At 63.5% G+C, this 26,392-nt stretch carries 28 protein-coding genes and 1 other annotated feature; of the genes, 2 read left to right on the top strand and 26 right to left on the bottom strand.

Translation table 11 applies throughout. The features are described from left to right. Positions 1 to 412 precede the first annotated feature (412 nt). The gene (locus G454_RS20760) at positions 413 to 838 is read right to left on the bottom strand and encodes a reverse transcriptase domain-containing protein (protein WP_483782829.1); all 426 of its coding nucleotides are present in this window, start codon (positions 836 to 838) and stop codon (positions 413 to 415) included. 230 nt (positions 839 to 1,068) lie between these two features. On the opposite strand from G454_RS20760, the gene G454_RS0102700 reads away from it, so the two are divergent. Continuing rightward, positions 1,069 to 2,346 carry an RNA-guided endonuclease InsQ/TnpB family protein gene (locus G454_RS0102700; protein ID WP_245574288.1) on the top strand — a complete coding sequence of 426 codons (1,278 nt, stop codon included), beginning with the start codon at positions 1,069 to 1,071 and terminating at the stop codon, positions 2,344 to 2,346. Positions 2,347 to 3,006: 660 nt separating this feature from the next. Here G454_RS0102700 and ileS read toward each other — a convergent pair. The 14 genes from ileS to G454_RS17390 form a co-directional block, all read right to left on the bottom strand. Further along, a complete protein-coding gene (gene ileS, locus G454_RS0102695) occupies positions 3,007 to 5,799 on the bottom strand; it encodes an isoleucine--tRNA ligase (protein ID WP_027717361.1) in 2,793 nt (930 codons plus the stop codon). Positions 5,800 to 5,842: 43 nt separating this feature from the next. After that, positions 5,843 to 6,074: a binding site (T-box leader), on the bottom strand. 31 nt (positions 6,075 to 6,105) lie between these two features. After that, positions 6,106 to 6,405: a DUF167 domain-containing protein gene (locus G454_RS0102690; RefSeq protein WP_211229913.1), complete on the bottom strand. Its 300-nt coding sequence runs from the start codon at positions 6,403 to 6,405 to the stop codon at positions 6,106 to 6,108. An 11-nt stretch (positions 6,406 to 6,416) separates the two neighbouring features. Further along, the gene (locus G454_RS0102685) at positions 6,417 to 7,202 is read right to left on the bottom strand and encodes a YlmH family RNA-binding protein (RefSeq protein WP_027717359.1); all 786 of its coding nucleotides are present in this window, start codon (positions 7,200 to 7,202) and stop codon (positions 6,417 to 6,419) included. After that, positions 7,199 to 7,462, bottom strand: a complete 264-nt coding sequence (locus G454_RS0102680; RefSeq protein WP_027717358.1) for a YggT family protein — start codon at positions 7,460 to 7,462, stop codon at positions 7,199 to 7,201. Before G454_RS0102680 ends, G454_RS0102685 begins: the two co-directional genes overlap by 4 nt. A gap of 10 nt (positions 7,463 to 7,472) precedes the next feature. Next, positions 7,473 to 8,297, bottom strand: coding sequence for a pyrroline-5-carboxylate reductase (proC, locus tag G454_RS0102675; protein WP_027717357.1), 825 nt, complete (start codon positions 8,295 to 8,297; stop codon positions 7,473 to 7,475). Positions 8,298 to 8,321: 24 nt separating this feature from the next. Next, on the bottom strand, positions 8,322 to 8,747 hold the full coding sequence (locus tag G454_RS0102670) for a cell division protein SepF (protein ID WP_035106615.1): 426 nt from the start codon (positions 8,745 to 8,747) through the stop codon (positions 8,322 to 8,324). Positions 8,748 to 8,759: 12 nt separating this feature from the next. Beyond that, positions 8,760 to 9,452 (bottom strand): YggS family pyridoxal phosphate-dependent enzyme, encoded by a 693-nt coding sequence (locus tag G454_RS0102665; RefSeq protein ID WP_156896623.1) that lies wholly within the window; start codon positions 9,450 to 9,452, stop codon positions 8,760 to 8,762. Further along, entirely contained in the window at positions 9,449 to 10,354 is a 906-nt protein-coding gene (locus tag G454_RS0102660) for an HlyD family efflux transporter periplasmic adaptor subunit (RefSeq protein WP_027717354.1), read from the bottom strand. Before G454_RS0102660 ends, G454_RS0102665 begins: the two co-directional genes overlap by 4 nt. Positions 10,355 to 10,445: 91 nt before the next feature. Further along, complete coding sequence (phoU, locus tag G454_RS0102655; RefSeq protein WP_027717353.1) at positions 10,446 to 11,105, bottom strand: phosphate signaling complex protein PhoU; 660 nt, start codon at positions 11,103 to 11,105, stop codon at positions 10,446 to 10,448. Positions 11,106 to 11,122: 17 nt separating this feature from the next. After that, positions 11,123 to 11,878, bottom strand: coding sequence for a phosphate ABC transporter ATP-binding protein PstB (gene pstB / locus G454_RS0102650; protein WP_027717352.1), 756 nt, complete (start codon positions 11,876 to 11,878; stop codon positions 11,123 to 11,125). 39 nt (positions 11,879 to 11,917) lie between these two features. After that, positions 11,918 to 13,309, bottom strand: a complete 1,392-nt coding sequence (pnpS, locus tag G454_RS0102645; protein WP_035106612.1) for a two-component system histidine kinase PnpS — start codon at positions 13,307 to 13,309, stop codon at positions 11,918 to 11,920. 2 nt (positions 13,310 to 13,311) lie between these two features. Continuing rightward, complete coding sequence (locus G454_RS0102640) at positions 13,312 to 14,010, bottom strand: response regulator transcription factor (RefSeq protein WP_027717350.1); 699 nt, start codon at positions 14,008 to 14,010, stop codon at positions 13,312 to 13,314. Positions 14,011 to 14,033: 23 nt separating this feature from the next. Next, complete coding sequence (gene pgeF, locus G454_RS0102635; RefSeq protein ID WP_027717349.1) at positions 14,034 to 14,852, bottom strand: peptidoglycan editing factor PgeF; 819 nt, start codon at positions 14,850 to 14,852, stop codon at positions 14,034 to 14,036. Positions 14,853 to 14,940: 88 nt separating this feature from the next. Further along, a complete protein-coding gene (locus tag G454_RS17390; RefSeq protein ID WP_051275787.1) occupies positions 14,941 to 16,536 on the bottom strand; it encodes an MBL fold metallo-hydrolase RNA specificity domain-containing protein in 1,596 nt (531 codons plus the stop codon). Between the two features lie 124 nt (positions 16,537 to 16,660). Between G454_RS17390 and G454_RS0102625 the strand changes: the two genes are divergently transcribed. Further along, a complete protein-coding gene (locus tag G454_RS0102625; protein WP_027717348.1) occupies positions 16,661 to 16,888 on the top strand; it encodes an FmdB family zinc ribbon protein in 228 nt (75 codons plus the stop codon). 32 nt (positions 16,889 to 16,920) lie between these two features. Here the strand turns inward: G454_RS0102625 and nrdG are convergent, their stop codons facing one another. The 11 genes from nrdG to ftsA all read right to left on the bottom strand — a co-directional run bounded on the left by nrdG (position 16,921) and on the right by ftsA (position 26,339). Continuing rightward, positions 16,921 to 17,427: an anaerobic ribonucleoside-triphosphate reductase activating protein gene (gene nrdG / locus G454_RS0102620; RefSeq protein WP_027717347.1), complete on the bottom strand. Its 507-nt coding sequence runs from the start codon at positions 17,425 to 17,427 to the stop codon at positions 16,921 to 16,923. A gap of 15 nt (positions 17,428 to 17,442) precedes the next feature. Further along, on the bottom strand, positions 17,443 to 19,461 hold the full coding sequence (nrdD, locus tag G454_RS0102615) for an anaerobic ribonucleoside-triphosphate reductase (protein WP_027717346.1): 2,019 nt from the start codon (positions 19,459 to 19,461) through the stop codon (positions 17,443 to 17,445). Positions 19,462 to 19,479: 18 nt separating this feature from the next. Next, complete coding sequence (gene nrdR, locus G454_RS0102610) at positions 19,480 to 19,950, bottom strand: transcriptional regulator NrdR (protein WP_027717345.1); 471 nt, start codon at positions 19,948 to 19,950, stop codon at positions 19,480 to 19,482. A 143-nt stretch (positions 19,951 to 20,093) separates the two neighbouring features. Next, positions 20,094 to 20,354, bottom strand: a complete 261-nt coding sequence (locus G454_RS0102605; protein WP_027717344.1) for a YlmC/YmxH family sporulation protein — start codon at positions 20,352 to 20,354, stop codon at positions 20,094 to 20,096. A gap of 48 nt (positions 20,355 to 20,402) precedes the next feature. Continuing rightward, the gene (spoIIR, locus tag G454_RS17385; RefSeq protein ID WP_084413200.1) at positions 20,403 to 21,104 is read right to left on the bottom strand and encodes a stage II sporulation protein R; all 702 of its coding nucleotides are present in this window, start codon (positions 21,102 to 21,104) and stop codon (positions 20,403 to 20,405) included. A gap of 131 nt (positions 21,105 to 21,235) precedes the next feature. Next, positions 21,236 to 22,006, bottom strand: a complete 771-nt coding sequence (gene sigG / locus G454_RS0102595; protein WP_211229915.1) for an RNA polymerase sporulation sigma factor SigG — start codon at positions 22,004 to 22,006, stop codon at positions 21,236 to 21,238. Between the two features lie 94 nt (positions 22,007 to 22,100). After that, entirely contained in the window at positions 22,101 to 22,832 is a 732-nt protein-coding gene (gene sigE / locus G454_RS0102590; RefSeq protein WP_156896622.1) for an RNA polymerase sporulation sigma factor SigE, read from the bottom strand. Positions 22,833 to 22,857: 25 nt separating this feature from the next. Continuing rightward, positions 22,858 to 23,760: a sigma-E processing peptidase SpoIIGA gene (locus G454_RS0102585; protein WP_027717341.1), complete on the bottom strand. Its 903-nt coding sequence runs from the start codon at positions 23,758 to 23,760 to the stop codon at positions 22,858 to 22,860. Between the two features lie 129 nt (positions 23,761 to 23,889). After that, the gene (locus G454_RS21260) at positions 23,890 to 24,036 is read right to left on the bottom strand and encodes a hypothetical protein (protein ID WP_156896621.1); all 147 of its coding nucleotides are present in this window, start codon (positions 24,034 to 24,036) and stop codon (positions 23,890 to 23,892) included. Between the two features lie 44 nt (positions 24,037 to 24,080). Next, on the bottom strand, positions 24,081 to 25,136 hold the full coding sequence (ftsZ, locus tag G454_RS0102575; protein ID WP_027717340.1) for a cell division protein FtsZ: 1,056 nt from the start codon (positions 25,134 to 25,136) through the stop codon (positions 24,081 to 24,083). Positions 25,137 to 25,157: 21 nt separating this feature from the next. Next, positions 25,158 to 26,339: a cell division protein FtsA gene (gene ftsA, locus G454_RS0102570; RefSeq protein ID WP_027717339.1), complete on the bottom strand. Its 1,182-nt coding sequence runs from the start codon at positions 26,337 to 26,339 to the stop codon at positions 25,158 to 25,160. Positions 26,340 to 26,392 lie beyond the last annotated feature (53 nt).

The raw sequence follows: 26,392 nt of genomic DNA, 5'->3' as shown, positions 1-26,392 counted from the left end.
AATGCCCCCTTTTTTCTGGAGCTCTTCCAAGCGCCCAAGGTTGGCGACCACTTTCTGGCGTACTTTACCGTTTTCCCGCACACCTTTGACGATTTGAATGTATGTTCTTTTTGAGCCGTCCCTGTTGGTGAAGGTTTTGGTTCTGATATACATAGCACAACCATATTAGCACACATTCGGCAATGATGCAAAACATATATTGGAATACGTGGCACAACAAAAATTAAATTTTTAGAGCTTAGCCCCTTGATTTTTCTGGGTTCCGGGCTTTTAATAGGGCTCTTAAAGGGCCTTTGGTGTCAAAGTTGGGCGTGGTGCAACTTCTGCCGGGAGACGATTTCCCGGATGCGCTCCCGCAGGCGGGCGCAGGCTTTATTACTGGGCTTCAGGGTAACCCTATTGCCGCTGCGTGTTAGCCTGATGCTGTAGCCAAGAAAATTTTTAGAGTGTCGCCTGTCCCCAGGTTAAGTATCCTGGTCTTTTCCTCGTTTAGGCTCAGGCCCAAGGAGGCAAGGATGCGTGCCACTTCACCCCTGATGGGCTGGCCGATATACCGGGCCAGAATGACAAAGTCGTCGGCGTAACGTACCAGCCGGGCATTGTATTTCTCCCGCGGGCCACCGGGACGGTGCCAGGCCTGGTCCAGCCTGTTGAGTACAATGTTGGCCAGAAGGGGTGAAATTACTCCTCCCTGGGGAGTGCCTACCCGGTTCCTCACCCCTTGCCAGGGACCACCCGGTTCCACCACCGGGGCGGTAAGCCAGCCCTTGATGAGCTTTAAGACTTTCCCGTCGGCTATGCGCTCAGCCAGATCGTCCATGACCACCTGATGAGGAATGGTATCAAAACATTTGGTCAGGTCGGCGTCGTAAACGGCGGTGAAACCTTGCTCAATGTGGCCAACTACAGTTTCAATTGCCTGGTGGGCGGGGTTTTGCGACAGTTTCCCGGTCTCCTTTTTTACCAGAAAGTCCGCCGCTGAAGGCCCCGGCTTTTAAGCCTGGGATCGACTACGGTAGGCGGGTGTGCTAAAATGGAAGCATGAGGCGAACAAACGTTGTCCGGGTTTTGCCCGGTAAGCAACAAAGGCAAGTGCTCGAAACCATCGGAGACCGCTGCGCTGCCCTCTGGAATGCCGTCCAGTACAGGTGCAGGCAGGCCTTCTTTAAAGGAGAACCCGTGCCTTCATATGCGGCTCTGTGCTCCGAGTTCAAGGAGCACCCGGCGTATCGTGCCCTGCCCGCTCACATAGGGCAGGAGGTCATCAAGAAAGCGAGGAAGGCGTGGGACTCCTTCTTTGCTTGCCTGCGGCTGTACCGGAAAGGCGAACTGGAGGGGCCGCCGCGCATACCCCGCTTCTGGAAAGACCGCCGGACGGGAAAGCGCACGTTTTGCGTCATCCCCGTCAAGGCGCCCACGTCCTACACGTTGAACTCCCGCACCCTCTCCCTCACACTACCGCGGGATCTCCGGGAAAAGCATGGAGGCCGCCTGGTCCTGCGCACAAAGGGTGTCTTGCGCTTCCACGGTACCCCCAAAACCCTGGAACTCAGGTACGACCGGGTGAAGAAGCGCTGGTACGCCCACCAGGTGGTGGAAGTGCCGGAGGCGGTGAGAAAAATCCGGCCCGAGAAATACGCCGCTTTGGACCTCGGCGCCAGGGTGCTGGCTGCTCTGGCCGTCGAAGGCCTGGACCGCCAAATCCTCTCCTCTGGCCGCGAAGTCTGGAAGGACTTCCTGTACTGGACGAAGCAGATAGCAGAAGAGCAGTCCAGGCTTGCCCGGGTCGGGCGTAAAACCTCCCGGCAGTTGAGGAAGCTCTACCAGGTTCGCGCCCGCAGGCTCAAACACGCCTTCGTCGCCCTTGCCGCAGAAATCGCACGCACGTTGTCCCAGCACCGCGTGACCACCCTGTTCATCGAAGATCTGACGGGCATCCGGGAGGACATGGACTTCGGGCCGAAGAACCTCCTGGTGCACAACTTCTGGGCCGTGAGACAGCTGAGAAACCTCATCGAGGCCGCCTGTACGCGGGCCGGGATACGGGTAGTGCCCGTGGAGCCGCGCGGCACCTCTTCCGGGTGTGCCGTCTGCGGTTCCCCCGTCAAGCGTCCCGCCAGGTATAAGGTGGTGTGCGAAAGCTGCGGCTGCTTCTGGCACGCCGACGCCAACGCGGCGCTCAACATACTGCTTTGGGGCTCCTCGAAGGGGCACGGGGCGGAGGCCACGCCCCTGAAGCCGCTCGCCCTCCGGTGGGACCGCCACCGGTGGGTGAGCCGCTTCGAATCTGCCGCCGGTACGCTGTATGCGGCGAGCGGTAGCCGGATGGCGGCGCGAGCCGCCTGAAGGAATCCCCAGGTTTTAACCCTGGGTGAGGAAGTCAATGTGTACATCATTGTATGCATCACCCTTAAAAGATCAAGCCTTTCGGAGCCAAAATTTTATTTTGGAGCCCGGCAGCCCGGCGTACCCCTTCCACGGTGCCGTCAGTATATTGCCATAAATTACCATAATGCTCTGGCGTATATCCCTGCGTTGCCGGGGTCAATAATATAAACGCAAGGGTCGGCAGTGGCCGAGCCAAGACTGCTGCAGGGTCTAAAATGGTAGGCTCTGCAGCAGTCGGCCAAAGGTCGATGCCGGGTCTGCGGGCTCGGCATCGGCCGGCGGGAAGACCGCCTGGTGTTCCGGCAGGCTTGGCAGCAGTCCGAAGGATTGCTGCCGGGTCGCAAGGGATGCCACGCCGGTCGAGCTAAGATCATTGCAGGTGCCGGAAATATTTTTGCAACAGGCAAAAATAGCGGGGTCAGGTGCGGTCGAGAGATTGCATCTGGCTCCTCAGGTACCTGTAACTGGTCAAGCAAAGGTCATTGCGGGTGCCGTAATGGTCTGCGGCAGCCGAAAGGTTGCCGCGGGCTATGCAGGTATGCGCAGTGGCCGGAGCGAAGGTCGCTGCCGGCTCTACAAAAAGAGCCCTTCTCGTATATGAGAAGGGCTCTTTCATTTTTACAGCCCCATTTGGCGCACCACGCGGCTGCAGCGGGGGCAAAGCGCGGGATGCGCCTCGTCTCTCCCCACCTCCGGGTGGTACATCCAGCAGCGCGCGCATTTTTCCCCGGGCGCCCGCTTCACTGCCACCGCCAGCTCGGGCATCTCCTCGTGGATCATGCTTCCCGGCGGCGGCTCCTGGCCCGCCCATTCATACAGCTCTACCGCCGAGACGATAAACACCGTGGGCAGGTCAAAGGCCTGCCGCAAAAAGTCGTAAAGCTCGCCCCGCGCGTGCAGCACCACCGCCGCCTCAAGGGAGTTGCCGATGAGGTCCGCTTTGCGCGCCGCCTCTAGCGCGCGGTTAACCACACCCCGCACGGCCAAAAGCCTCTTCCACCTGGCCTCCAGGTCTGGGTCCAGATAGGCCTCGTTGACCTGCGGCATTTCCGTGAGCTGCACGCTGACCGGCGCGTCCTTTTCCTTGGGGGTATAGCGCCAGATCTCCTCGGTGGTGAAGGCCAGCACGGGGGCCAGCAGGCGCACGAGGGCGTGCAGGACCTGGTAGAGTACGGTCTGGGCCGCGCGCCTCTCCGGCGATGCCGCCGGGGAGGTGTAGAGGCGGTCCTTGATCATGTCCAGGTAGAGGGCGCTCATGTCCACCGTGCAGAAGTGGTGGATGGTGTGGTAGACCACGTGGAACTCGTAGTTGCGGTAGGCGGCCAGCACCCGCTCGATGACCCGGTGCAGGCGCAGGAGCGCCCAGCGGTCGATCTCCGGCAGCTTTTCATAAGGCACCTGGTCAGAGGCGGGGTCGAAGTCGTACAAATTACCCAGGAGGAAGCGGCAGGTGTTGCGTATCTTGCGGTAGGCCTCCGCCAGCTGCTTTAAAATGTTTTCCGAGACGGCCATGTCCCCCCGGTAGTCGGTGGAGCTCACCCAGAGGCGCAGGATGTCCGCGCCCAGGCGCCGGCACACTTCCAGGGGGTCCACCACGTTGCCCAGGGACTTGCTCATCTTGCGGCCCTGCTCGTCGACCACGAAGCCGTGGGTGAGTACGGCGCGGTAGGGCGGCACGCCCCGCACGGCCACGGAGGTGAGGAGCGAGCTGTGGAACCAGCCCCGGTGTTGGTCGCTGCCCTCGAGGTAAAGGTCCGCCGGCCAGCGCAGCTCCGGCCACAGCTGCGGCTGCTCCAGGACGCCCAGGTGCGAGGACCCGCTGTCGAACCACACGTCCATGATGTCGCTTTCCTTGTCAAACTCCCCGTGGCCGCAAGCAGGGCAGGCAAAGCCCGGCGGGAGCAAATCCTTGGCCTCGCGCTCAAACCACACGTCGGAGCCGTGCCGGGCGAAAAGCTCCTGCAGGTGGGCAATGGTCTCGCCGGTGATCACGGGCTTTGCGCAGCCACGGCAGTAAAAGATGGGGATGGGCACGCCCCAGGTGCGCTGGCGGGATATGCACCAGTCCTCGCGGGTGGCCACCATGTTGTAGATGCGCTCCTCGCCCCAGGCCGGGATCCAGCGCACCTGCCTGATGGCCTCCAGGGCCTGCTGCCTAAAGCCGTCCACGGAGGCAAACCACTGCTCCGTGGCGCGGAAGATGACGGGGTTCTTGCAGCGCCAGCAGTGGGGGTACTGGTGGGTGATGGTGCCGGCCTTGGCCAGCTTGTTCCCCCGGCGCAGTTCCTCGATGATGCGGGGGTTGGCCTCGTCGTAGCGCAAACCGGCAAAGGGCCCGGCCTCGGCGGTGAAGCGGCCCTTGCCGTCCACCGGGGAAAAGGCGGGAAGGTTGTAGCGCAGGCCCACCTGGTAGTCCTCGTGGCCGTGGCCCGGCGCGGTATGCACGCAGCCCGTGCCCGCCTCCAGGGTCACGTGCTCGCCCAAAATGAGCAGCGAGTCACGGGGGAAGAAGGGGTGGGAGAGCAACACCCCCTCCAGGTCGCGCCCGGTAAACTCCCCTTTAACGGCCCACTCCGCCAGCCCCACGGCCTGGGCAAAGGAGGGCCACAGCTCCCTGGCCACCAGCAGGTCCCCCATGCCGGTGCCCGCCAGGACGTAGGTGAACTCCGGGTGCAGGCAGACGGCCAGGTTGGCAATGAGCGTCCAGGGGGTGGTGGTCCAGATGACCACGTGGGCGCCCTCGGGTAGCACCCCCCTGCCGTCCTTTACGGTGAAGAGGACGTAAATGGAGGGCGACTTCTTGTCGTGGTACTCCACCTCGGCCTCGGCCAGGGCCGTCTCGCAGGTGGGGCACCAGTAGACGGGCTTGAGGCCCTTGTAGATGTAGCCTCGGCGGGCCATCTCTCCGAAGACGCCGATCTGCACGGCCTCAAAGGCGGGCATGAGGGTTAGATAAGGGTTTTCCCAGTCTCCCCTCACCCCCAGGCGCTTGAATTCCTCCCGCTGGATGTCTACGAACTTCAGGGCGTACTCCTTGCAGCGGCGGCGGAACTCCAAGGCGTTAACGGCGTGGCGGTTTAAGCCCAGCTCCTTGATGGCCTGCTGCTCGATTGGTAGCCCGTGGGTGTCCCAGCCGGGCACAAAGGGGGCGTCAAAGCCGGCCATGGAGTGGTACTTGACGATGATGTCCTTGAGGATTTTGTTTAAGGCGGTGCCCAGGTGGATGTGCCCGTTGGCGTATGGCGGGCCGTCGTGCAAAATGAACTTGGGGCGCCCGGCGTTTTTCCGCTGCACCAGCCGGTAAATGTCTATTTCCTCCCAGAACTTTAAGATTTCCGGCTCCCGCTGGGGGAGGTTGGCCCGCATGGGGAATGCGGTGCGGGGAAGATTTAAGGTCTGGCTGTAGTCCATCTCCTCTCCACCTCGGCAAACTCGAAATAAAAAAACCCGCCCGTTAAGGGACGGGATTCCTTCCCGCGGTACCACCCTTATAGACAGGTGCGGCAACACCTGTCCCCTCTTGGCCGGTAACGGCGGCTGCCGCCCTGGCCTACTGGGTGCCCGCAAGACACCGTTCGGCAGGGGCCTCCCGGGCGATCTTGGCCGGCCTCCTGTACCCGGATCCCAGCCCCCCGGGCTCTCTGCGACAGGGGCAGCCGGCTACTCCTCCCGTTCACAGGCTCTCTCGCTTTCCACAACGCTATTCATTATACCACACTATGCGCGCCCCAGCAAAGAGAGGACCTGTTGCGCGGTAACCCCCTCCACCCGCACCAGCTTGGTGCGGGAGGTGTGGCCGCCGACGACGGCCACCTTTCCCCTGGGCACGCCCAGAAGGCGCGCCAGGAACGCGCAGCAGGCCTCGTTGGCCTGCCCCTCCACCGGCGGCGCAGCAATGCGCAGGCGCAAAGCGTCCCCGTAAGTCCCGGCTAGCTCGTTCCTCGAGGCCCGCGGCTGCACCCGCACCTTAAAGACCACCGCGCCCTCCCTTTCCTCCACAGAGAGCAAGCCGGTCACCCCTCTTTACTTTAAACGTAGCGGTGCAGGATGACGGAGGTGCGCCCGCTCCTGGTGGTACCCCCCACGGCAAACACTTTTACTCGCCCGCGGCCCCGGGCGGAGATGACGTCCCCTTCTTTGACGTGGCGCGAGGCGTCCTGACAGAGCCGCCAGTTGACAGCCACCCGCCCGGCGGTAATCTCCCTGGCCATGCGGCTGCGCGAAACCCCGAACCCCGCCGCGGCCACCGCGTCCAGCCTCAAGGAGGCCACGGCGGCCCGCACCTCTTTAATTTGCGGGGGCGGGGGACAAAGCTCCTCCCGGGAAATGGGGGTAACCTTCACCGGGAAGCGCCCCACCCGCGAAAGCTGGGAGGCGACCGCCGGCAGAAGTTCTGCGCTGAGCACGATTTGCGCCCGGCCCTCGTGCAGGTAGATGTCGCCCACCTTTTCCCGCCGCAGCCCTAGGCCCAAAAGCGCCCCCAGGAAGTCCCGGTGGGTCAAGCCCTCCCACCGGCCCTCCACGGCCAGAAAGCCCAGCTGCCAGTCCTCCGCGCGGGGCTCCACGCCGGCGGGGAAAACGAGAACCCTCACCCTCTCCGCCTCGGCGTGGCCGCCGTCGGGCCGCGCGGCTACCCCCGGCACCTTTTCCAGGGCGGCCAGGACGCGGCCCGCCAGGAAGGGGTCGTAAAAATCGCCGACGCGGGGCCTGCGTGACCGGACAACCTCCAGCAGCAGGTCGTAGGCGCGCGCCAGCGCCTCCCGCTCTTCGTCCGTCCTGGCGCGGGAAAGGAAGGCTTCCCTGTCCGGGATCATATACCCACCGCCCTGAGCAGGCTTAAGATCAGCTGGCGCAGTATTTCCAGGGCGAAAAAGGCCACCAGGGGCGAAAAGTCCAGCATCCCCACCGGGGGGATGAAGCGGCGGAAAAAGCCCAGCACCGGCTCCGTCGTCTCGTAGATGAAACGGATCAGGGGGTTATAGGGGTTGTGGCGCACAAATGAGAGGATGATGCGGATAAAGATAAGCCAGTCGTATACCTGAAAGGCGACGTTAACCACGCGTTCGATGCTCATTGCCTTCTCCTTATCCCTTTACTTTTGCCGATAACTCCTTTGAGCGCCGGGTGGCCTCCTCCACGGCCCGCATGAGGGTGACTCTGAGCCCCCCCTCTTCCAGAGCGTAGATGCCGGCAATGGCCGTCCCGCCGGGGGTGGTGACCATGTTCTTCAGCCTGCCGGGGTGCTCACCGGTTTCCAGCACCATGCGCGCCGCCCCCAGCATGGTCTGGGCGCTCAAAACGAGGGCCACGTCCCGGGGCAACCCCACGCGTACGCCGGCATCGGCCAGGGCCTCCAGGATCACGTACATGTAGGCCGGGCCGCTCCCGCTCAGGCCCGTGACGGCGTCCATGAGCTCTTCGGGCACCATTACCGCCCGCCCCACGGCGGAGAAAATGGCCATGGCCCGCTCCTGGTCCCGCGCCGTGGCGTGCTTACCGACGCAGAGGGCGCTGGCCCCCGCGCGCAAGAGGCAGGGTGTGTTGGGCATCACCCTGATCACCGGCACCGGTGCGGGGATGTGCTCCTCAATGAATTCAATGGGGATGCCGGCGGCAATGGAAATAACCGTCTGTGCAGGGTGAAAGAGCTCCCCGATTTCTTTTAGCACCTCGCCCATGACCTGGGGTTTTACGGCCAGGATGACCACGTCTGTGCTTTTGGCCAGGTCCCTGTTGGAGGGCAGGGTGTTAATGCCCAGCTCCCGGCGCAGGTAGTCCAGGCGCTCCCTGCGGGTATCGCTGGCGTAAAGGTTGCCGGGTGGTATGCCCCCGCTCACCAGCCCCCGCAGCAGGGCCTCGGCCATGGCCCCCCCACCGATGCAGCCGATCTTTAATCCTTCCAGCGGCAACGGCCAATCCCTCCCGCAAGATCGTTAATCCGTCTTTAAAAAAAGGCCGCGGTCCTTATCCTTGATGTCGCCGGCTATATCCACGTTGCTGGGGACGAAGAGGAAAATCCCGCTCCCCACCTTCTGCATGCTGCCGTTTAAGGCGTATGTAGCGCCGCTGACGAAATCCACCACCCTCCTGGCAAGCTCGCTGTCCACCTGCTCCAGGTTGACGATGACCGGGCGCCGGTTTTTGAGGTGCTCGGCAATGCTCTGCACGTCGTCAAAAACCCTGGGCTCGGCCACGATCACTTTCACCTGCCGCTGCGCGTGCAGGCTCACCACTTGCCCCCGCCGCTTGAGCTGCGGCACGACTTCCTCCTCTTCCCAGAAGCGGTCCTTTTCTTCTTCCTGGGGCTCTTCCTCAAAACCCATAAAGCCAAGCACCTTGTCCACCAGCTTCTTGGGCATGTTCACCCCTCCTTAATTTTCCCGCGGCCCGAAAATGGCACTCCCCACGCGGATGATGTTGGCGCCCTCCTCCACGGCCACGGTGTAGTCGTTGCTCATGCCCATGGAAAGGTATTCGAGGTTCACTGCCGGCAGCTCGGCGCGCAGGCGCGCGGCCAGGCGGGAAAGCTCGCGGAAAACAGGCCGCGCCTCCTCGGGGTCCTCGACCAGCGGGGCAATGGTCATGAGGCCGCGCACCGCTATGCCGGGAAGGGCGCTCACCTCCACAAGGAAATCCTTCACTTCACCTGCCGCCAGGCCGTACTTGCTCTTCTCCCCGGAAATGTTGACCTGTACCAGCACCGGCACCGTCTTTCCCTTTTCTCTTGCCCTCTTGCTTATCTCCAGGGCCAGGCGCCAGCTGTCCAGGGAGTGGATGAGGCAGGCCCTGTCGATAACCTGCTTCACCTTGTTGGTCTGCAGGTGGCCGATGAAGTGCCACTCCACCTCCGGGGGAAACAGGGGGTACTTGGCGGCCAGTTCCTGCGCCCTGTTTTCCCCAAAGGCCTTCACCCCGGCGGCCAGGGCCTCCCGCATCACCTCCACGGGTACGTTTTTGGTCACGGCCACCAGCTTAACCTCCTCGGGCCGGCGCCCGGATCTGGCGGCTGCGGCGGCCACGCGCTCAAGCACCAGCCGCAGGTTTGCTTGCACGTCCACCTTCATTCCAGCCTGTCCCCCTCCCGCACCCAGGCCGGGCTGGTGACGTACCGGGTCAGCGGGGAAAGGCCCGCGCCGGTCACCACCGCCCCCTCACGCGCCGTACCCAGGACCTGCACCGGAACCCAGGTGGCCCGGCGGTCTAAAATCACATATATCCCCGGTTGGCCGTTTCTTTCCACCACGGCCCGGGGGGGCACGAGGAAGCCCTTTAGCTCCCCGCACACCAGGTCCAGCTTAACCCGGCGCTCGGGCACAAGCTCCGCCGGCATGTGGGGCAGGTACAGGAGCACTTCTCCCTGCGCCGCCTTTTCCACCCTGGCGCGCAGCTCCTCCCCTTCCCAGAGGAGGCCCACCCACTGGCCGGCGGCCAGCCTGCCCGCCGCCCTTTCGTCCTGGGGCCTGGGAAACCAGCACCACACGCCGGCCAGGTTGTCCACCAGCTTTCCCACCGGCTGGTTTTTTTCCACCACGCTACCCGTCTCCACGGCGGCATTTTTGAACCCCAGCTTTTCCACGGCCCTTAAGTCCAGGGGGTTTTCCCGCCGCAGGACCTCCTCCAGGCCGTCCGTGGAGGCACAGAAGACCCCCGCCCGGGGGGCATAGACGACCGCTTTGCGGGTGCCCTCCCCGCCGGCGGGCAGGATTTCCGCCACCGGCGCGCCGGCCCGCACCCGCTCCCCGTGGCGGACCAGCAGCCTCACCTGCCCCCTTTCGGGCGACGGGAGAAGCTGCTCCTCTTTCAACAGCCACGCGTTAACCGGCACGGTTACAGGCACCCTGCCATCGGCCAGCCAGTCCGCCTTGACGAGGCGGGGCACCGCCCAGGCGCGCACCTTAAACCCCAGGCCCGCCAGCAGAAAAAGAAAAGCGGCAGCCAGGAGGACCCTGCGGGCGTACCTTTTCACTACCCTCCTCTGCAGGATGACCGACCCCCGCCAACACCACGGGTTAGCCTGTTTAATTCGACAGGGCGCCGCTCAAATCCTGCGCCGCCGATTAATTTAGCTCGCGGCGCTCCCCGGTGACCAGGTAGATGACGGCCTCCCCAATGTTCGTGGCGTGGTCGGCAATGCGCTCCAGGTAGCGGCTCACGTACAGCAAGTAGGCGGCCTGTACCACGGTCCTGGGGTCCTCCTCCATGTTGCCGACCAGTTCCCTAAACATCCTGGCGAAAAGGTAGTCCACTTCGTCGTCCAGGGCGCACATCTCCCGCGCCTTTTGCACGTCGCTGTTCACGTAGGCGTCCAGGCCCTCCTTGACCATCTGCCGGGCTAGGCGTCCCATCTGGGGTATATACTCCAGGCACTTCACCGTAAAGGGCTGGCCGCTCAAGCACATGGTGGCGCGGGCGATGTCCACCGCGTGGTCGGCCATGCGCTCCAGGCTGAGGCAAATTTTAATCCCGGTAATGGCCACCCTGAGGTCCCGGGCCATAGGCTGCTGCGTGGCAATCAGCTTGACGCACTTGTCCTCGATCTCCAGGTAGAGGTTGTCGATCATCTCGTCGCCCATGATCACCTGCGCCGCCCCCGTGACGTCCTGCTTCATAAGGGACTCCACGGCCTCGTAGATGGCCTGCTCCACCAGGCTGGCCATGCGCAGGATGTCCTGTTGCAGCTCCGCCAGGGACTTTTCAAAGGCGTAACGGGGACTCATCCGTTTATCCCTCCAAATTACCCAAAGCGCCCCGTGATGTAGTCCTCCGTGCGGCGGTCCTTGGGCCGGGTGAAGATTTCCTCCGTGCTCCCCCACTCCACCACTTCGCCGTTTAAAAAAAAGGCCGTGATGTCGGAAACCCGCGCCGCCTGCTGCATGTTGTGGGTGACGATTACAATGGTGTACTTCTTTTTCAGCTCCCTTATCAGCTCCTCGATCTTTAAGGTGGAGATGGGGTCCAGGGCCGAACTCGGTTCGTCCATGAGGAGCACTTCCGGCTCCACCGCCAGCAGGCGGGCAATGCACAGGCGCTGCTGCTGCCCTCCGGAGAGCCCTAGCGCCGACTTGAAAAGGCGGTCGCGCACCTCGTCCCAGAGGGCGGCATCCCGCAGGCTTTTTTCCACAATTTCGTCCAGCCGGCGCCGGTTCTTTATACCGTGGATGCGCGGCCCGTAGGCCACGTTGTCGTAAACGGACATGGGAAAGGGGTTGGGGCGCTGGAAGACCATGCCCACCCTCTTGCGCAAACCAACCACGTCGACGTCGGGGGCGTAGATGTCCTGCCCGTCCAGCAGCACCTTTCCCTCCACGCGTACCCCCTCGATGAGGTCGTTCATGCGGTTCAAGGTGCGCAGGAAGGTGGACTTGCCGCAGCCGGAAGGCCCGATGAGCGCCGTTATCTGGTTGGCCATTATTTTTAAGTTTATGTTTTTCAAGGCCTGAAAGTCGCGGTAAAAAAGGTTTAGCCCTGAGACGTCAATTTTAACGGCCACCTCTTCCGCACCACCCTCTTCTTACCAAAAGCCGGTAGGTCACTCTGACGTCCCCTCGTCTGCGGGCAGGGTGAAGTAAAACAGGCTGCCCCTGCCGGGCGTGCTCTCCACGCCTATTTTTCCGCCGTGGGCGCGCACGATGTGCTTGACAATGGCCAGGCCGATGCCCACTCCCCCCAGCTCCCGGGAGCGCGCCTTGTCCACACGGTAAAAGCGCTCGAACACCCGCGGCAGGCTCTCCGGGGGAATGCCGATCCCGGTGTCCTCCACCTCCACCCGCAGCCCGCCCTTTTCCTCCCTCGCCCGCACGGTGACCCTGCCCCCGGCGGGCGTGTACTTCACGGCGTTGTCCACCAGGTTGATGAGCACCTGGGCCAGCAGGTCGGGGTCGCCGTAGACGCCGGGGAGGTCTGCAGGTACCACGGCCTCGAGGGCGACCCCCTTTTCCGCGGCCTGCGGGTGGAAGAGGGAAACCACGCGGTGGATCACGGCGTGAATATCCACCGGCTGCCAGCGGTGCACCACGCGCCGCTCCTCAATTTTGGAGAGGTGGAGGAGGTCGTCAATGAGGCGGGTAAGGCGCTCGGTTTCCTCCTGCATGATCTTTAAAAAGCGGCGGCAGGTATCAGGGTCGTCGGCAGCCCCTTCCAGCAGCGTTTCTAAAAAACCTTTTAAGGAGGTGAGCGGCGTGCGCAGCTCGTGGGACACGTTGGCCACAAACTCCGTGCGCATCTGCTCGAGCTTCTTGCGCTCGGTGATGTCGCGCATCACCGCCACCACCCCCCCGCTTTCCCGGCCCGCTTCCTTTAAGGGCGTGGCGTGGATGCGGAAGACGCGCGCCTCCGGGCCGGCGCCGACGACCTTCACCTCCTGCACCACGGGCTCCTGCGTCTTCAAGGCCCGCTGCAGGACGCGCTCCACGTCGTAATTGCGCACCACCTCCAGGAGGCCCTTCCCCTGGCAGGCCTCCCCCCTGATGCCGAACACCTCTTCTATGACCGGGTTGACCAGCAGGACCCGCCCCTCGCTGTCCAGGGCGATGACGCCGTCGGCCATGCTGTCCAGGATGGCCCGCATGCGGTTCCTTTCCCCGGAAACGAGCTCTATGGTGCGGCGCAGCTGGCCGGCCATTTCGTTGATGCTGCGGGCCAGCTCGCCGATCTCGTCCTCGGAGTATATGTGCAGCTCCCGGCTCAGGTCCCCCCGGGCAATGCTCCCCGCCGCCGCGGTGATCTCTCTTAGCGGCTCGATGACCCTCCGGTAGAGCAGCCAGGCAAGCAGCGTGGAGAGGGGCAGGACGATGAGCAGCGCGGCGGCAAAGCTCAGCTTCTTGTAGGCGTACAGCTGCAGGAGGGCGGAGAAGATCAGGACGAGGAAAAAATAGCTGGCTACCGGCCGCCAGGATATGCCTTTAAAGAACCCAGGGCTCACCTTCAAGGCACCTCCCGGAAGCGGTAGCCCACGCCGCGCACGGTTTCAATGAACTGGGGCGATCCGGGCAACTGCTCGAATTTCTGGCGTATGTGGCGTATGTGCACGTCCACGGTGCGCGAATCACCCGTGTAATCGTACCCCCAGATCTGCTCCAGCAGGTACTCGCGGGTAAAAACCTTTCCGGGTTCGCTGGCCAAAAGGCGCAGGAGCTCGAACTCTTTGGGCGTGAGGTCCTGCCTGATGCCGTCCACGGTAACCATGAAGCGCTCCTGGTCGATAACCAGCCGCCCCCGCACCAGCTTTCCCGCAGACCGCTCCTTCTTTCCGCCGGAGGCCCGGCGCAGGCGGGCCTTGACGCGGGCCACTAGCTCGCGGGGGCTAAAGGGCTTGGTGAGGTAGTCATCGGCCCCCATTTCCAGCCCCAAGACCCTGTCCACTTCTTCACCCCGGGCGCTGACCATAATGATGGGTATCTGCCGGGTGTGCTCGTCTTGCTGCAGGGCGCGGCAAACCGCCAGTCCGTCCTGGCCCGGCAGCATGATGTCCAGCACAATGAGATCCGGCAGCTGGGAGCGGGCCAGCTCGAGCGCCCCGTGCCCGTCCCGTGCGGCAATGACCTGGTAGCCTTCTCTTTCCAGGTTAAAGCGGATCAGCTCCACAATATGCTCCTCGTCGTCCACCACCAGTATCTTGGCCACTGTCCTCCCTCCCCTGGCTGCCGTCAGCGCAGCATGATGAAAGCGGCCATCCTCCCCGTGCGTCCCCGGCTCCCGCGGTGGGAAAAGAAGAGGTCTTGCCGGCAGCAAGTGCACAGCTCTGCCACGGCAATGTTTGCGGGATCAAGGCCCGCTTCCAGCAGGAGCCTGCGGTTGGCCTCCCGGAGGTCGAGGTGCCACTTCCCGGGGCCGCCGGGAACAAGCAACTCCGGCCAGGAGGAAAGGGACTCCCGTACTCTCCCGGCCACGTCCTCGCCCACCTGGTAGCAGCAGGGGCCTATTGCCGGGCCGATGGCGGCCAGGAGGTCCGCGGGCCGGCTGCCGAAGCGGCGGCACATCGCTTTCACCGTCCTGGCGGCAACGCCCAGGCAGGTGCCCCTCCAGCCGGCGTGGGCCAGCCCCGCCACTCCCCTCAACGGGTCCAGAAGGAAGACGGGCACGCAGTCGGCAAAGTAGGCAGAGAGGGGCACCAGGGGCTCCGCGGTAACCAAGGCGTCGGTGGCCGGCAGGGCGCCCTCCGGCGAGGTGGCGCCCCGCCCGCGCTCCCCCTTGCCCACCACCGCCACGTTGGCGCCGTGCACCTGCTCTCCGGCCACCAGGTGCGCCGGGTTTATGCCCAGGGCGCGGCAGGCTATTTCGCGGTTTGCCAGCACCCGCTGTGGGTCGTCGCCCACGTGAAAGGCCAGGTTCAAGGTGGCGTATTCCCCCGCACTCACGCCCCCGTGGCGGGAGGTAAAGCCGTGGGCTACCAGGCCCGTGCGCCCAAAATGTTCAAAGACCAGGTACTTTACCTCCCCTTCCTCCTGCCACCTAAAGGCCGGCAACCGCACCATGCCCCCCGGTAATTTTCCTGCCCCGGGCCGCCGCCCTAAAAAGCCGCGCGGCAGGGCCGGGGCCCGGCTTCACCTTAAATTATAGCCGCGGCTTTGCGTCCCGGGCAACGTCGGAATTTTTGCCCTCTCCGGGGACGGCCTCGAGCAGGGTAAAAAGCCCCTTTAAGCGCGCGGAGATGTCCCCGTAAAACTCGCGCCCCCGCCCGGCGGCCAGCAACTCCTGCAGGCGCGCGCTCACCTCGGCGTGGAGGCGGCGGATCTCCTCCTCCTCGGCCGGCGGCACCGGGGTGAGGAGCACCTCTTCCCCCAGGGCGGGGACGTGCACCTCGAAGCCGTAGCGCCGGCGGATTTCGGCGGCCAGGGCGGCCAGGGACGCCGGCTCGCCGTGCACCAGGAAGAGGCGCAACGGGGGCTTCTGCAGGTTCCCCAGCCACTCCAGGATCTCCGCCTGGTCGGCGTGCGTGGAGTAGCCCTCAATGCTCCGCACCGCGGCCTTCACGGCTATTTCCTCCCCGTGAATGCGCACGAACTTTGCCCCGTCCTTAATGCGGCGCCCCTTGGTGCCCGGCGCCTGGTAGCCCACAAAGAGCACCGTGCATTCGGGCCGCCACAGGTTGTGCTTCAGGTGGTGCTTGATGCGCCCCGCCTCGCACATGCCGCTGGCGGCAATGATGATGGCCCCGCCCTTAATGGCGTTTAAGGCCATGGACTCTTCCCGGGTGCGGGCAAAGTGGAGCACTTCCATATTTAGGGGGTTCTTGTCTTGATTGATTAACTGACTTGCTTCCTCGTCGTAGTAGCAGGTGTACTTTTTAAAAGTCTCCGTTACCGCCGTAGCCATAGGGCTGTCAATGTATATTTTCATCGGCGGGAAGCGTCCGCTGTTAATTAAGAGGTGAAAGTCGTAAATTAAGTCCTGTGTCCGCTCCACGGCAAAGGCCGGGATGATCAAATTGCCGCCCTTGCGGTAGGTTTCAAAAACAACTTCCTCCAGCGCCTTTAAGCGATCTTCTTGGGGGCGCAATCGGTCCCCGTAGGTAGATTCCATAAACAGGAAGTCGGCCTCTTTTACCGGCGCGGGGTCCCGCACAAAAGGACGCCCTTTCCCTCCCAGGTCGCCGCTGAACACAAGCCTCACGGCTTGCCCGCCCTCGCGTACCTCGACCTCCACCATGGCCGAGCCCAGGATGTGGCCGGCATCTAGGAAGCGCACGGAAATTTCCGGTGTTAAGCGGACCGTCTCCCCGTACTCCACGGGCCGGAAAAACTCCATGGCCCGGTGGGCGTCCTCCACGGTGTAGATGGGCTCCACCAGGGGGCGTCCGGCCCGCTGCGCCTTGCGGTTCAGCCTCTCCACCTCCATCTCCTGGATGTGGCCACTGTCGGGGAGCATTACGGCGCAGAGGTCCACGGTGGCCGGCGTGGCCAGGATCTTGCCCCGGAAGCCCCGCTTGACCAGCTTGGGGAGCAATCCGCTGTGGTCGATGTGGGCGTGGGTGAGCAGGACGTAGTCCACGGTGCCGGGGTCCACGGCAAAGGGGCTGTAGTTGCGCTCGCGCAGCTCCCGCGGGCCCTGGAACATGCCGCAGTCCACCATCAGGCGCAGGTATCCGGCTTCCAGGAGGAAGCAGGAGCCGGTAACCGTTTGGGCAGCACCCAGAAAGCGCACGCGCACAGGCATACCTCCTAACAATATGTTGTAACGGCCGGGCAATTGCCGCCGCAGGCGCGCGGTAGTATAATTTAAATCGCCTAAAGGCACACAAGCCCACCATAAGGGCGCGAAGGGAGTGTCGCATATGCCCATTTACGAATTTCGCTGCCGCCGCTGCGGCCACCGCTTTGAAAAGCTGTGCGCCGTGGGGGAAAGCGGCGAGGCCCAGGAGTGCCCGTCCTGCCGGGCCGTAGGGGCCGAGCGCCTGCTGAGCAGCTTTGCCGCCCTGGGCGGGAGCAGGGATAACGGCGGCTCCACCGCTTCAAGCGGCTGCAGCGGCTGCGCGGGAAAGAGCTGCGCCACCTGCAGGTAACAAAAAGGCGGGCGCGCTGGCCCGCTTCTCGCCTATCCCCAGCCGGCCAGGACCACTTCCCCCCTGGCCAGGGAGGCGGCCACATCGATGATGCGCTGGTTGGCGGAGCCGCGGAACGGCAGGGCGGGATCGTGCAGTTCCCTTATAAACGGGCCGTCCACCACGTAGTGCGAGAGCTCCAGGAGGTCCCTCACTGCCGGGTCGCCCCGGGCCAGCTCCACCAGCTCCTCCCAGGTGTAGCCGGTATAGGTGACGACGTCCTTGCCCAGCTCCCGCACCTTACGGGCCAGGCAGGCCAGGGGTGCGGCCTGGGCAAAGGGCTCACCCCCGGAAAGGGTGACCCCCCTTAAAAGGGGGTTTTGTTTTACCATGGAAACGATTTCTTCCACCGCCACCTCCGAACCGCCTTCAGGGTCCCAGGTGTGGGGGTTGTGGCAGCCGGGGCAGCGCCTGGAACAGCCCTGCGTGAAAACCACCAGCCGCAGCCCCGGCCCGTCAACCACGCTCTCCTTTACGATCCCGGCCACGCGCAGGAACATACGCACACCTTCTAACTAGCTCAAGCTGTGGGGCAGGCGGTCGTTTAGCTCGGCCACCTTGCCGTCGTTAAAGCGGTCCACGGTGGAGAGGTAGCCGGTAATCCGCCGCACCCGCCTGATGGATGCCGAACCGCAGCGGGGGCACGTGCTCTCGTGGATTACCCCCGTGAAGTTGCACATCATGCAGAAGTCCACCGGATAATTTATGCCCGCGTAGCCCATGTCGCAGGCGGCCATGTGCCGGAGGATGGCCTCCACGGCCTCCGGGTTGGCCAGCGGCGGGGAAGCCAGCTCCACGTAGCTGATGTGCCCGGCATTGCAGAACTTGTGGTACGGCCCCTCCAGGCTGATCTTGTCGAAGCTGCTGATGGGGTAGTAAACCGGGATGTGGAAGGAGTTGGTGTAGTAGTCCCGGTCGGTGACGCCGGGCACGATGCCGAACTCCTGGCGGTCGAGCTTCACAAAGCGCCCGCAGAGGCCCTCCGCCGGGGTGGCCAGGAGGGTGTAGTTTAAATTGTACTCCTCGCACGCCTCGTCTACCTTCCGGCGCATGAAGGACACTATCTCCAGCCCCAGCTCCTGGGCCTCCCTGCTCTGGCCGTGGTGGTACCCAGTTAACGCCACAAGGGTTTCTGCCAGGCCGATGAAGCCCACGGCCAGGGTGCCGTTGACGATGGCCGGCTCGATGGAGTCCTCTTCCCGCAGCCCCTCCGAGCCCAGGTAAAGCCCCTGCCCCATGACAAAGGGCAGGTCCTTAACCCTGAGCCTGGCCTGCACCCGGAAGCGGTGGTAGAGCTGGCGGATGACCAGCCCGAGCATTTCATCCAGGAGCTGGTAGAACCTCTTCACGTTGCGCTCGGCTTTTAGGCCCAGGCGGGGCAGGTTTATGGTGGTGAAGGAGAGGTTGCCCCTTCCCGGCGTCACCTCGGGCCCCCTCCGGTTGGCCATGACCCTGCTGCGGCAGCCCATGTAGGACACCTGGTCGCCGTAGGGGGCGTTAAAGGAGGCGTCCATGAAGGAAAAGGTGGGGTTGAGCCTCCTGCTGGCCACCCGGATGGCCAGCTGGAAGAGGTCGTAGTTGGGGTCGCCGGGCTCGAAGTTAACGCCCTTTTTCAGCCGGAAGATGATGTTGGGGAAAATAGGGTTTTCCCCGCGCCCCAGCCCGGCCTCATAGGCCAGGAGCAGGTTCCTCGTCACCCTGCGCCCGGCCTCCGAGGTATCGGTGCCCAGGTTGATGCTGGAAAAGGGCACCTGGCTGCCGGCCCGCGAGTGCATGGAGTTGAGGTTATAGACCAGGGCCTCCATGGCCTGGAAGACCTCGTTTTCGTCGGCGCCTTCCACAAAGGGGGCCATCTGCCGGTCGAAAAAGGGGAAGGACTGGCCCCCGAACATATCGTTTTGCGAGCTCTGCAGGATGATGGCCGCCAGGGCGGCGGCGGAAGCGGGCCGCCGGGGTGGCCTTATGTACCCGTGGCCGGTGTTAAAGCCGTTGGTCAGCAGCCTGTCCAGGGGGATCTGCAGGCAGTTTATGGTCTTGGCGTACCACTCCAGGTCGTGGATGTGAATGTCCCCCCGGAGGTGCGCCGCGGAAAAATCCTCGTCTAAAAGCCGCGTGAGGTAATACTTCTTGCTGGCCGCGCTGGCAATCTGCAGCATCTTGGCGCTGGGCGAGTTGCCAACGTTGGCGTTTTCGCGGTTGGTTTCCTTTAAGATCTCCTCCACCGCATCCATGAGCTCGCTCTTGGCTTCCCTGATGCGGGTGCGTTTGTCCCGGTACAGGATGTAGGCCTTGGCCGTGCGGGCGTGCCCGGCCTCAATGAGCACCTTTTCCACCACGTCCTGCACGTCTTCCACGCTGAAGACCTGGCCGTTGTACTTCTTCTTGAGCATTTTTAAGACTTCAATGGTCAGCTCCATGGCCCGCTGGCGGTCTTCACCGCCCACGGCCCGCGCCGCTTTAAAGATGGCGTCGGTGATCTTGGTCTCGTCAAAGGGCACTTCCCGCCCGTCGCGCTTGCGGATGACCTTAAACATCCCGGTACCCTCCTCACGCTATGTACCCTCGCCGGCGCCCCCCTGCGTGAGGCGCTCAACTTCCTGCACGAACTCCCTGGCGTCCCGGAACTCCCGGTAGACCGAGGCAAAGCGCACGTAAGCCACCCCGTCTAAGGCGCGCAGGCGCTCCATGACCATCTCGCCGATCTGGTGGCTGTGAATTTCCAGCTCCGCCGTGCTGCGCAGGGACCGCTCCACCTCGTCCACCAGGGACTCCAGGACGGACATGGAAATGGGGCGCTTCTGGCAGGCCTTGACCAGCCCGGCCAGGAGCTTGTGGCGGTTAAAGGCCTCCCGCCGGCCGTCCTTCTTCACCACCACCAGCGGGGGCTCGTCCACCCGCTCGTAGGTGGTAAACCTGCGGCCGCAGGCGCCGCACTCCCGCCGGCGGCGCACGGAGTAACCCTCTTCCGCCGCCCGGGAGTCCAGCACGCGGGTGTCCGGAGTACCGCAAAAGGGACAGCGCACCCCATTTCACCAACTATTTGTATGGTTGTTGAGTTCATTCTACAATATTTTGTGACCAAAAGCAAAAGGCCCCGATGTAGCTCAGGGCCTATTTCCGCCACTTTTTGCAGGCTTGCTTGTCCAACCTAAGCAGATTTTAGTTTTTACCTAGGGCCCACCTCGGTAATTTCCCGCAGGTCCACGAGGATCACGTCCAGGCCTATTTTCTTGATCTTGTGCCAGGGGACCACAATTTCTTCCTCCCGCCCAAAGAGGCCCAGCAGGCGGCTGCCCTGGCCGGGGAGGATGATGGCGCTCACCTTTCCCCCCTCCAGGTCGATGTCGATGTCCTTAATGGGCCCCAGGCGCCGCCCGTCTGCAATGTTAATTACCTCCCGCATCCGCAGGTCCGATACCTTTACCATGGCCCGCACCCCCTGACATATTATATGCCGCCGGGGGCCGGGAGAACACTAGCTGCCCGGGGGGTGCTTCAGGCGCCCGCCGGAGCCGCCCAGCACCTCCGCCAGCCGTATCCGGAACTCCACCGCTCCCCCCGCCGGCGCGGGGACGCGCACCACTCCCGGCCCGTCCAGCCATTTGAAGGCCGGCTGGTGGTCCGCCCCGCCCAGGGGCACGCTGCCGCCGGGATCCCCCGGCAGGGCGCTACCCGAACCGCCGGGCCGGAAGTCCACAAAGCACAGGGGCGGGAAGAGCACGCACCACCAGTTGGCTCCCTCCCCCCTCCCCAGCACTATGCGCACTGCCTCGTAATCCCCCTCCGGGAGGGTAAGGCTGCCTGCGGGCGAGGGGTAGGTCCGTTCCGGAAAACGGTAGCGGCCCCAGGAGACGGTAACCGGGTAGTCCTTGCCGGCGGCGCGCACCTCCCTCTCGGCTACCTCCCGGATCAGCTCCAGGTTGGCCAGGGCGATTTCTCTCGCCTCGGCGGGCGTGCGGGCTTGCCGGAACAGCGGCGCCGTGCTGCCGACCACGGCGTCCCTCACCCGCAGCTTGAGGGCCTGGTCGACGGGGCTGTCGCTGTTGGCCAGCACATGGAGGCGGATGAGGCCGCAAACGGGATGAGAGGGCCGCTCACCAAGCGCCCCTGCACCGGCTCCCGCTAAAAGCGCCAGCACCAGGGAGATGACGAGCACCATTTTTCCTTTACCGCGCATCAAAGGCCCGTTTTTCCTCCGGTAGAGCTTTTACTCCTAGTTTTGACTTTTTCCCCGGTGCTTAAACCGTTTCAAACAAAAAAGCCGCTTTTTCGCGGCCTCTCATGGCGGGGCTCGGCAAAGGTGCGCCCCTACAGGTACTTGCGCATGTTGTGGAGGGCAGCCTTTTCCAGCCGGGAAACCTGGGCCTGGGAGATGCCTATTTCCTCCGCCACCTCCATCTGCGTCTTGCCCTCAAAAAACCTCAGGGTCAGGATCAGCTTCTCCCGTTCGCTGAGCTTCCCCAGGGCATCCTTAATGGCGATGCCCTCCAGCCAGTTCTGGTCCTGGTTTTTCTCGTCGCTGATCTGGTCCATCACGTATATGGGGTCCCCGCCGTCGTGGTAAATGGGCTCGAAGAGGGAAATGGGCTCCTGGATGGCGTCTAGGGCAAAAACAACCTCCTCGCGGGGGAGGTTCAGCTCGCCGGCAATCTCGTTAATGGACGGCTCCCGGGAATACTTGTTGACGAGGCTGTCCCGCACCTGCAGGGCCTTGTAGGCTATGTCCCGCAGCGAGCGGCTGACGCGGATGGGGTTGTTGTCGCGCAGGTAGCGGCGAATCTCGCCGATGATCATGGGGACGGCGTAGGTGGAAAACTTGACGTTCTGGAATAGGTCGAAGTTGTCTATGGCCTTGATCAGCCCGATGCAGCCCACCTGAAAGAGGTCGTCCATGTACTCGCCCCGGTTGGTGAAGCGCTGGATCACGCTCAGCACCAGGCGCAGGTTGCCGTTGATCAGCTGGGTGCGGGCTTCCTGGTCGCCGTTTCTCATGGCTTCAAAGAGTTGCCTCATCTGCGCTCCCGTGAGTACGGGTAGCTTGGAGGTATTGACCCCGCAAATTTCCACCTTGTTTGTCACCATGAAAAGCCGTCACCCCTTGCCGGGAGGTCTTTGCATGGCCGCAGTTCAATTATTACCCCCTCCCCCGGCCTTTATACATCAAAAGAGCGGCTCAATCCAGCCGGTGAATTTCCTTTTGCAGGCGCTTGATGATCTTTTTCTCCAGCCTGGAAATGTACGACTGGGAGATCCCCAGCATGTCGGCCACCTCCTTTTGCGTCCTTTCAATGCCGTTGTCCAGGCCGAAGCGCAGCTCCATGATCCGCCGCTCCCGCCCGCTCAGCTTGTTCAGCGCCGCGTGCAGGAGCTTCCTGTCGATTTCTTCCTCGAGGTTCTTGTAGATGATGTCGTTGTCCGTGCCCAGCACGTCGGAAAGCAGGAGCTCGTTGCCGTCCCAGTCCACGTTTAACGGCTCGTCAAAGGAAATCTCCGCCCTGGTTTTGTTGTTGCGGCGCAGGTACATGAGTATTTCGTTTTCTATGCAGCGGGAGGCATAGGTGGCCAGCTTAATCTTCTTGGAGGGGTCAAAGGTATTGACCGCCTTAATCAGGCCTATAGTCCCTATGGAAACCAGGTCCTCGATGTTCACGCCGGAATTTTCAAACTTGCGTGCAATATATACCACCAGGCGCAGGTTGCGCTCAATGAGCACCGTCCTGACGGCGTTGTCCCCGGCTTCCAGCCTGTGCAGGAGGAAGGACTCCTCGTCGTTGGACAGCGGGGGCGGCAGGGCCTCCGTGCTGCCCACGTAGTAGACCTCCCGCCGCAGGCCAAGGCAGTCCAGGAAACGCACGAGCAAGAGGTAGCCGCACCACTTCAGCCGGGACATTCTCGACAGCGCCATCTGCCTTCCACCTCGCCTCGCCAAGTTAGTTGCCGAGCAAATCAAGAGGGACAAGGGCCTGGCAGTTTCCCAGCGGACGCGCGTACAACCCCAGGACCACCTCGCGGAACTGGCACCGCCCTCCCTCATGCCGCACCTCCACCAGGTCGGGGCGGAAGCCCAGGAGCATGCCGCGCTCCGTGCCCAAGGAGCGGAAAGGGATGAGGCAAAAGCGCCTTGCCCAGCTGCTCCCGGCCAGGCCCAGCATTAACGCCGCCCCCTCCTCCCGTCCCTCCTTCTCCAGCAGGAGCCGCATGGGGGGCGGCAGGAGGGGCCAGAGGGCCTCCCGCTCCACCACCACCACGGGGTGACCGGTGAGGGGATCGCGCAGGCTGTTGCCCGTATCCACCATACCCTCCAGCTCCACGCGGCAACCTTCCACCTCCACCGCAAGGCCCACCTGGCAGGCGCGGCTGCGCCACCTGTGCCGCCAGAGGGCCAGGGCCGCCCCGCCGCCCGCAAAAACCGCCAGGGCCAGGACCAGTCCCGTCCAGTAGTGACGGCTCACCAGCCCGAGCAGGCCCGCCGCGCTCAAACTCCGGGAGTCGGCGTACAAAAAGTAAATCGTGCCCAGCCATATGCCGCCCAGCATGAAGGAGGACAGGTAGAAAAGGGCTAGGCAACTGAAAAAGCGGGGCAGGGAGAGGGGAGCGAAAGCCAGCAAAACCATGAGCACCGAGGCCAGCACCTTGCAAGGCAAGAGGAAAAAAACTTGGCAGCCGGGAACAAAGAGGAGGAGGGAATAAACGCTGCCCAAGAGGCTGGAAAGCCAGAGCCTGTAAAGGGGCGCTCTCACCCGGGAAAGCCGCCCCGCCACCCAAAGAAGCAGGTAATTGAGCAGCAAATTTCCCGCCAGCACCTGGTCGACGTAGACCACGTAGCCGCCCACAGGAAATCTCTCCCCAGCCCGGGCTCGCCCCTACCATTATATGGCCGCCCTGAGGTGGTTATGACAGCGCTGGTGGCAAAAGAAAAACCCGGAACTATTATAATCCTTCCGGGCTGGTAAAATATGTCATTACCTGCGGGGCAACCTGAACTTTTTTCTTTTATTTTCCGGCCCCCGTTCGGGGTCAACCAACACCTGCGTGCCCCTGATGAAGTTCACGTCCCTTTTTTTGCTCTCCTTGACCTCCACTACCTTCTCACCGGGCGGGTGCTCCACGGATCCTGCCACCTCCCCTTTTATTTTTCCCCGCAGGGGGGCGGCTAGGTGCGGCGGCGCAGGAAGGCAGGAATATCCAGGTCGTCGTGGGCGGCAAAGGGCTTGAACTCCAGCTCCTCCTTGGCGCGCTGCTCCCGCCGGGTTACCTTCTGGTCAAAGCCCGTGGCAATAACCGTCACCCTCACCTCGTCTTCCATGCGCTCGTCAATAACGGCCCCGAAAATGATGTTGGCCTCGGGATCGGCGGCCTGGGCAATGATTTCCGCCGCTTCGTTCACCTCAAAGAGACCCAGCGAGGAGCCGCCGGTAATGTTTAAAAGGACCCCCTTGGCACCTTCAATGGATGTTTCCAAGAGGGGGCTGGAAATGGCCATGCGGGCGGCCTCCGTGGCCCGGTTTTCACCGCTGGCCACCCCTATGCCCATGAGGGCGGAGCCGGCGTCCTTCATGATGGTCTTCACGTCGGCGAAGTCAAGGTTGATTAGCCCGGGAACGGCAATGAGGTCGGAAATACCCTGCACGCCCTGCCGCAGCACGTCGTCGGCTATGCGGAAGGCCTCAATGATGGAGGTGTGCTTGTCGATGACCTGCAGGAGGCGGTCGTTGGGAATGGTGATGAGGGTGTCCACCTTTCCCCGGAGGTTTTGAATGCCCATCTCGGCCTGGCTCATCCGCTTGCGCCCTTCAAAAGTAAAGGGTTTGGTCACCACTCCCACCGTCAGGGCTCCCAGCTCCTTGGCCACTTCGGCCACCACGGGGGCCGCGCCGGTACCCGTGCCCCCGCCCATCCCCGCCGTGACGAAAACCATATCCGCCCCTTTTAAAGCCTGGAGGATTTCATCGCGGCTCTCCTCGGCAGCCTTCTGGCCGATCTCCGGGTTGGCCCCTGCCCCTAGCCCCTTGGTCAGCTTGGCCCCGATCTGGATCTTGTGGGGCGTCTGCGCCAGCTGGAGGGCCTGGGCATCGGTGTTGACGGCAATGAACTCCACCCCCCTGAGCCCGGCGGCTATCATGCGGTTAACGGCGTTGTTCCCGGCCCCTCCCACCCCGATCACCTTTATGTTGGCCAGTTGGGCATTTTCCAGTTCGAAATCAAGCATTGGCGGCCATCCTCCTCTAACTTAGGTGATGAACGCGGCGAAAATACCCGCAGCTATGCCCTGCCGTCGCCTGCCCTCCAGGCCCGCCCTCTTTACCGCACGCCTGGCCAGCCAGCAGGCGGCCTGCACGTCCGGGTCCTGCGCCACCCGCACCGGGAGGCCGAGCACGCCGGGCGCCCTTTCGGCCAGCCCCCTCAGCAGGGAGCCGCCGCCGCACAGCACAACCCCTCCCGGCAGCTCCGGCCCGCCCGCCAGCCGGCCCAGGGTTTCCCGGACGAGTTCCAGGATTTCCTGCACCCTGAAGGCCACGATCTGCCCGGCGGCCTGCAGGCCGTCCCCGGCAAGAAACGGCGTGCCGGCCCGCACCGGAACGCCCCCTGCATCCCGCCCTTTCTCTCCCGCCAGGCCCGCCCCTGCCCGGGGCTCCAGCCCCAGCCCCCGCTTTATTTCCTCCGCCTCCCCCAGGGAGGTGCGCAGCCCGATGGCCAGGTCGGCGGTGATATGGTCCCCCCCGACGGGGATCACGGCCATGTCCCGGAGGGCACCGCCCTTAAACAGGGCCACGGCGGTGGTGCCTCCCCCCATATCCACCAGCGCCGCCCCCAGTTCCTTCTCAGCCGCCCGCAGCACGCCCTCCGCCGCCACCACGGGACCGGGGATCACCTCCACCGCTTTGAGCCCCGCCTTAGTCACTCCCTCTATTAATCGTTCAACCAGCTGGCTATCGGCGGTAATTACCCTTGCTTCCAGGACCAGGCGGGAGCACCTGCGCCCTACCGGGTTCCCCTTGAAGGGAACCCCGTCAAGGGAAAACTCCACCGGCAGCACCTGTAAGACTATCCTTCCGGGGGGCACGTCGGCACAGCGCAGCATCTGGAGGGCGTCCGCCACATCACCGGCAGTCACCCTGCCCTGCGGGCCCAAGGGTACCTCCGCGCGCCTGGTTAAAACATTGACCCCCTGGCCGGAGAAGCCCACGTGGACGGCGTCCACCCTCACCCCTGCAGCCCTTGCGGCCAGGTCCACGGCCTGCCTAACCGCCCGGGCCACTCCGTCCACGTCGACCACCACGCCCTTGCGCACTCCCAGGGAAGGGCACGCGCCCACCACCGGGCTCCGCCCGGGAGCCGCAGATCTCGCCACCGCTGCCACCACCCTGGAGGTGCCGATATCCAGCCCGGCCACGGCAACCTTCACGGCCACGCCCGTACCCCCCTCCTGGCAAGTAAAATTCCACAAATAGAGCTTTTTCCCCT

Source organism: Desulfovirgula thermocuniculi DSM 16036 (genome assembly GCF_000429345.1).
Lineage (GTDB): Bacteria > Bacillota > Desulfotomaculia > Desulfotomaculales > Desulfovirgulaceae > Desulfovirgula > Desulfovirgula thermocuniculi.
This window is presented reverse-complemented; position numbering and strand designations above follow the sequence as displayed.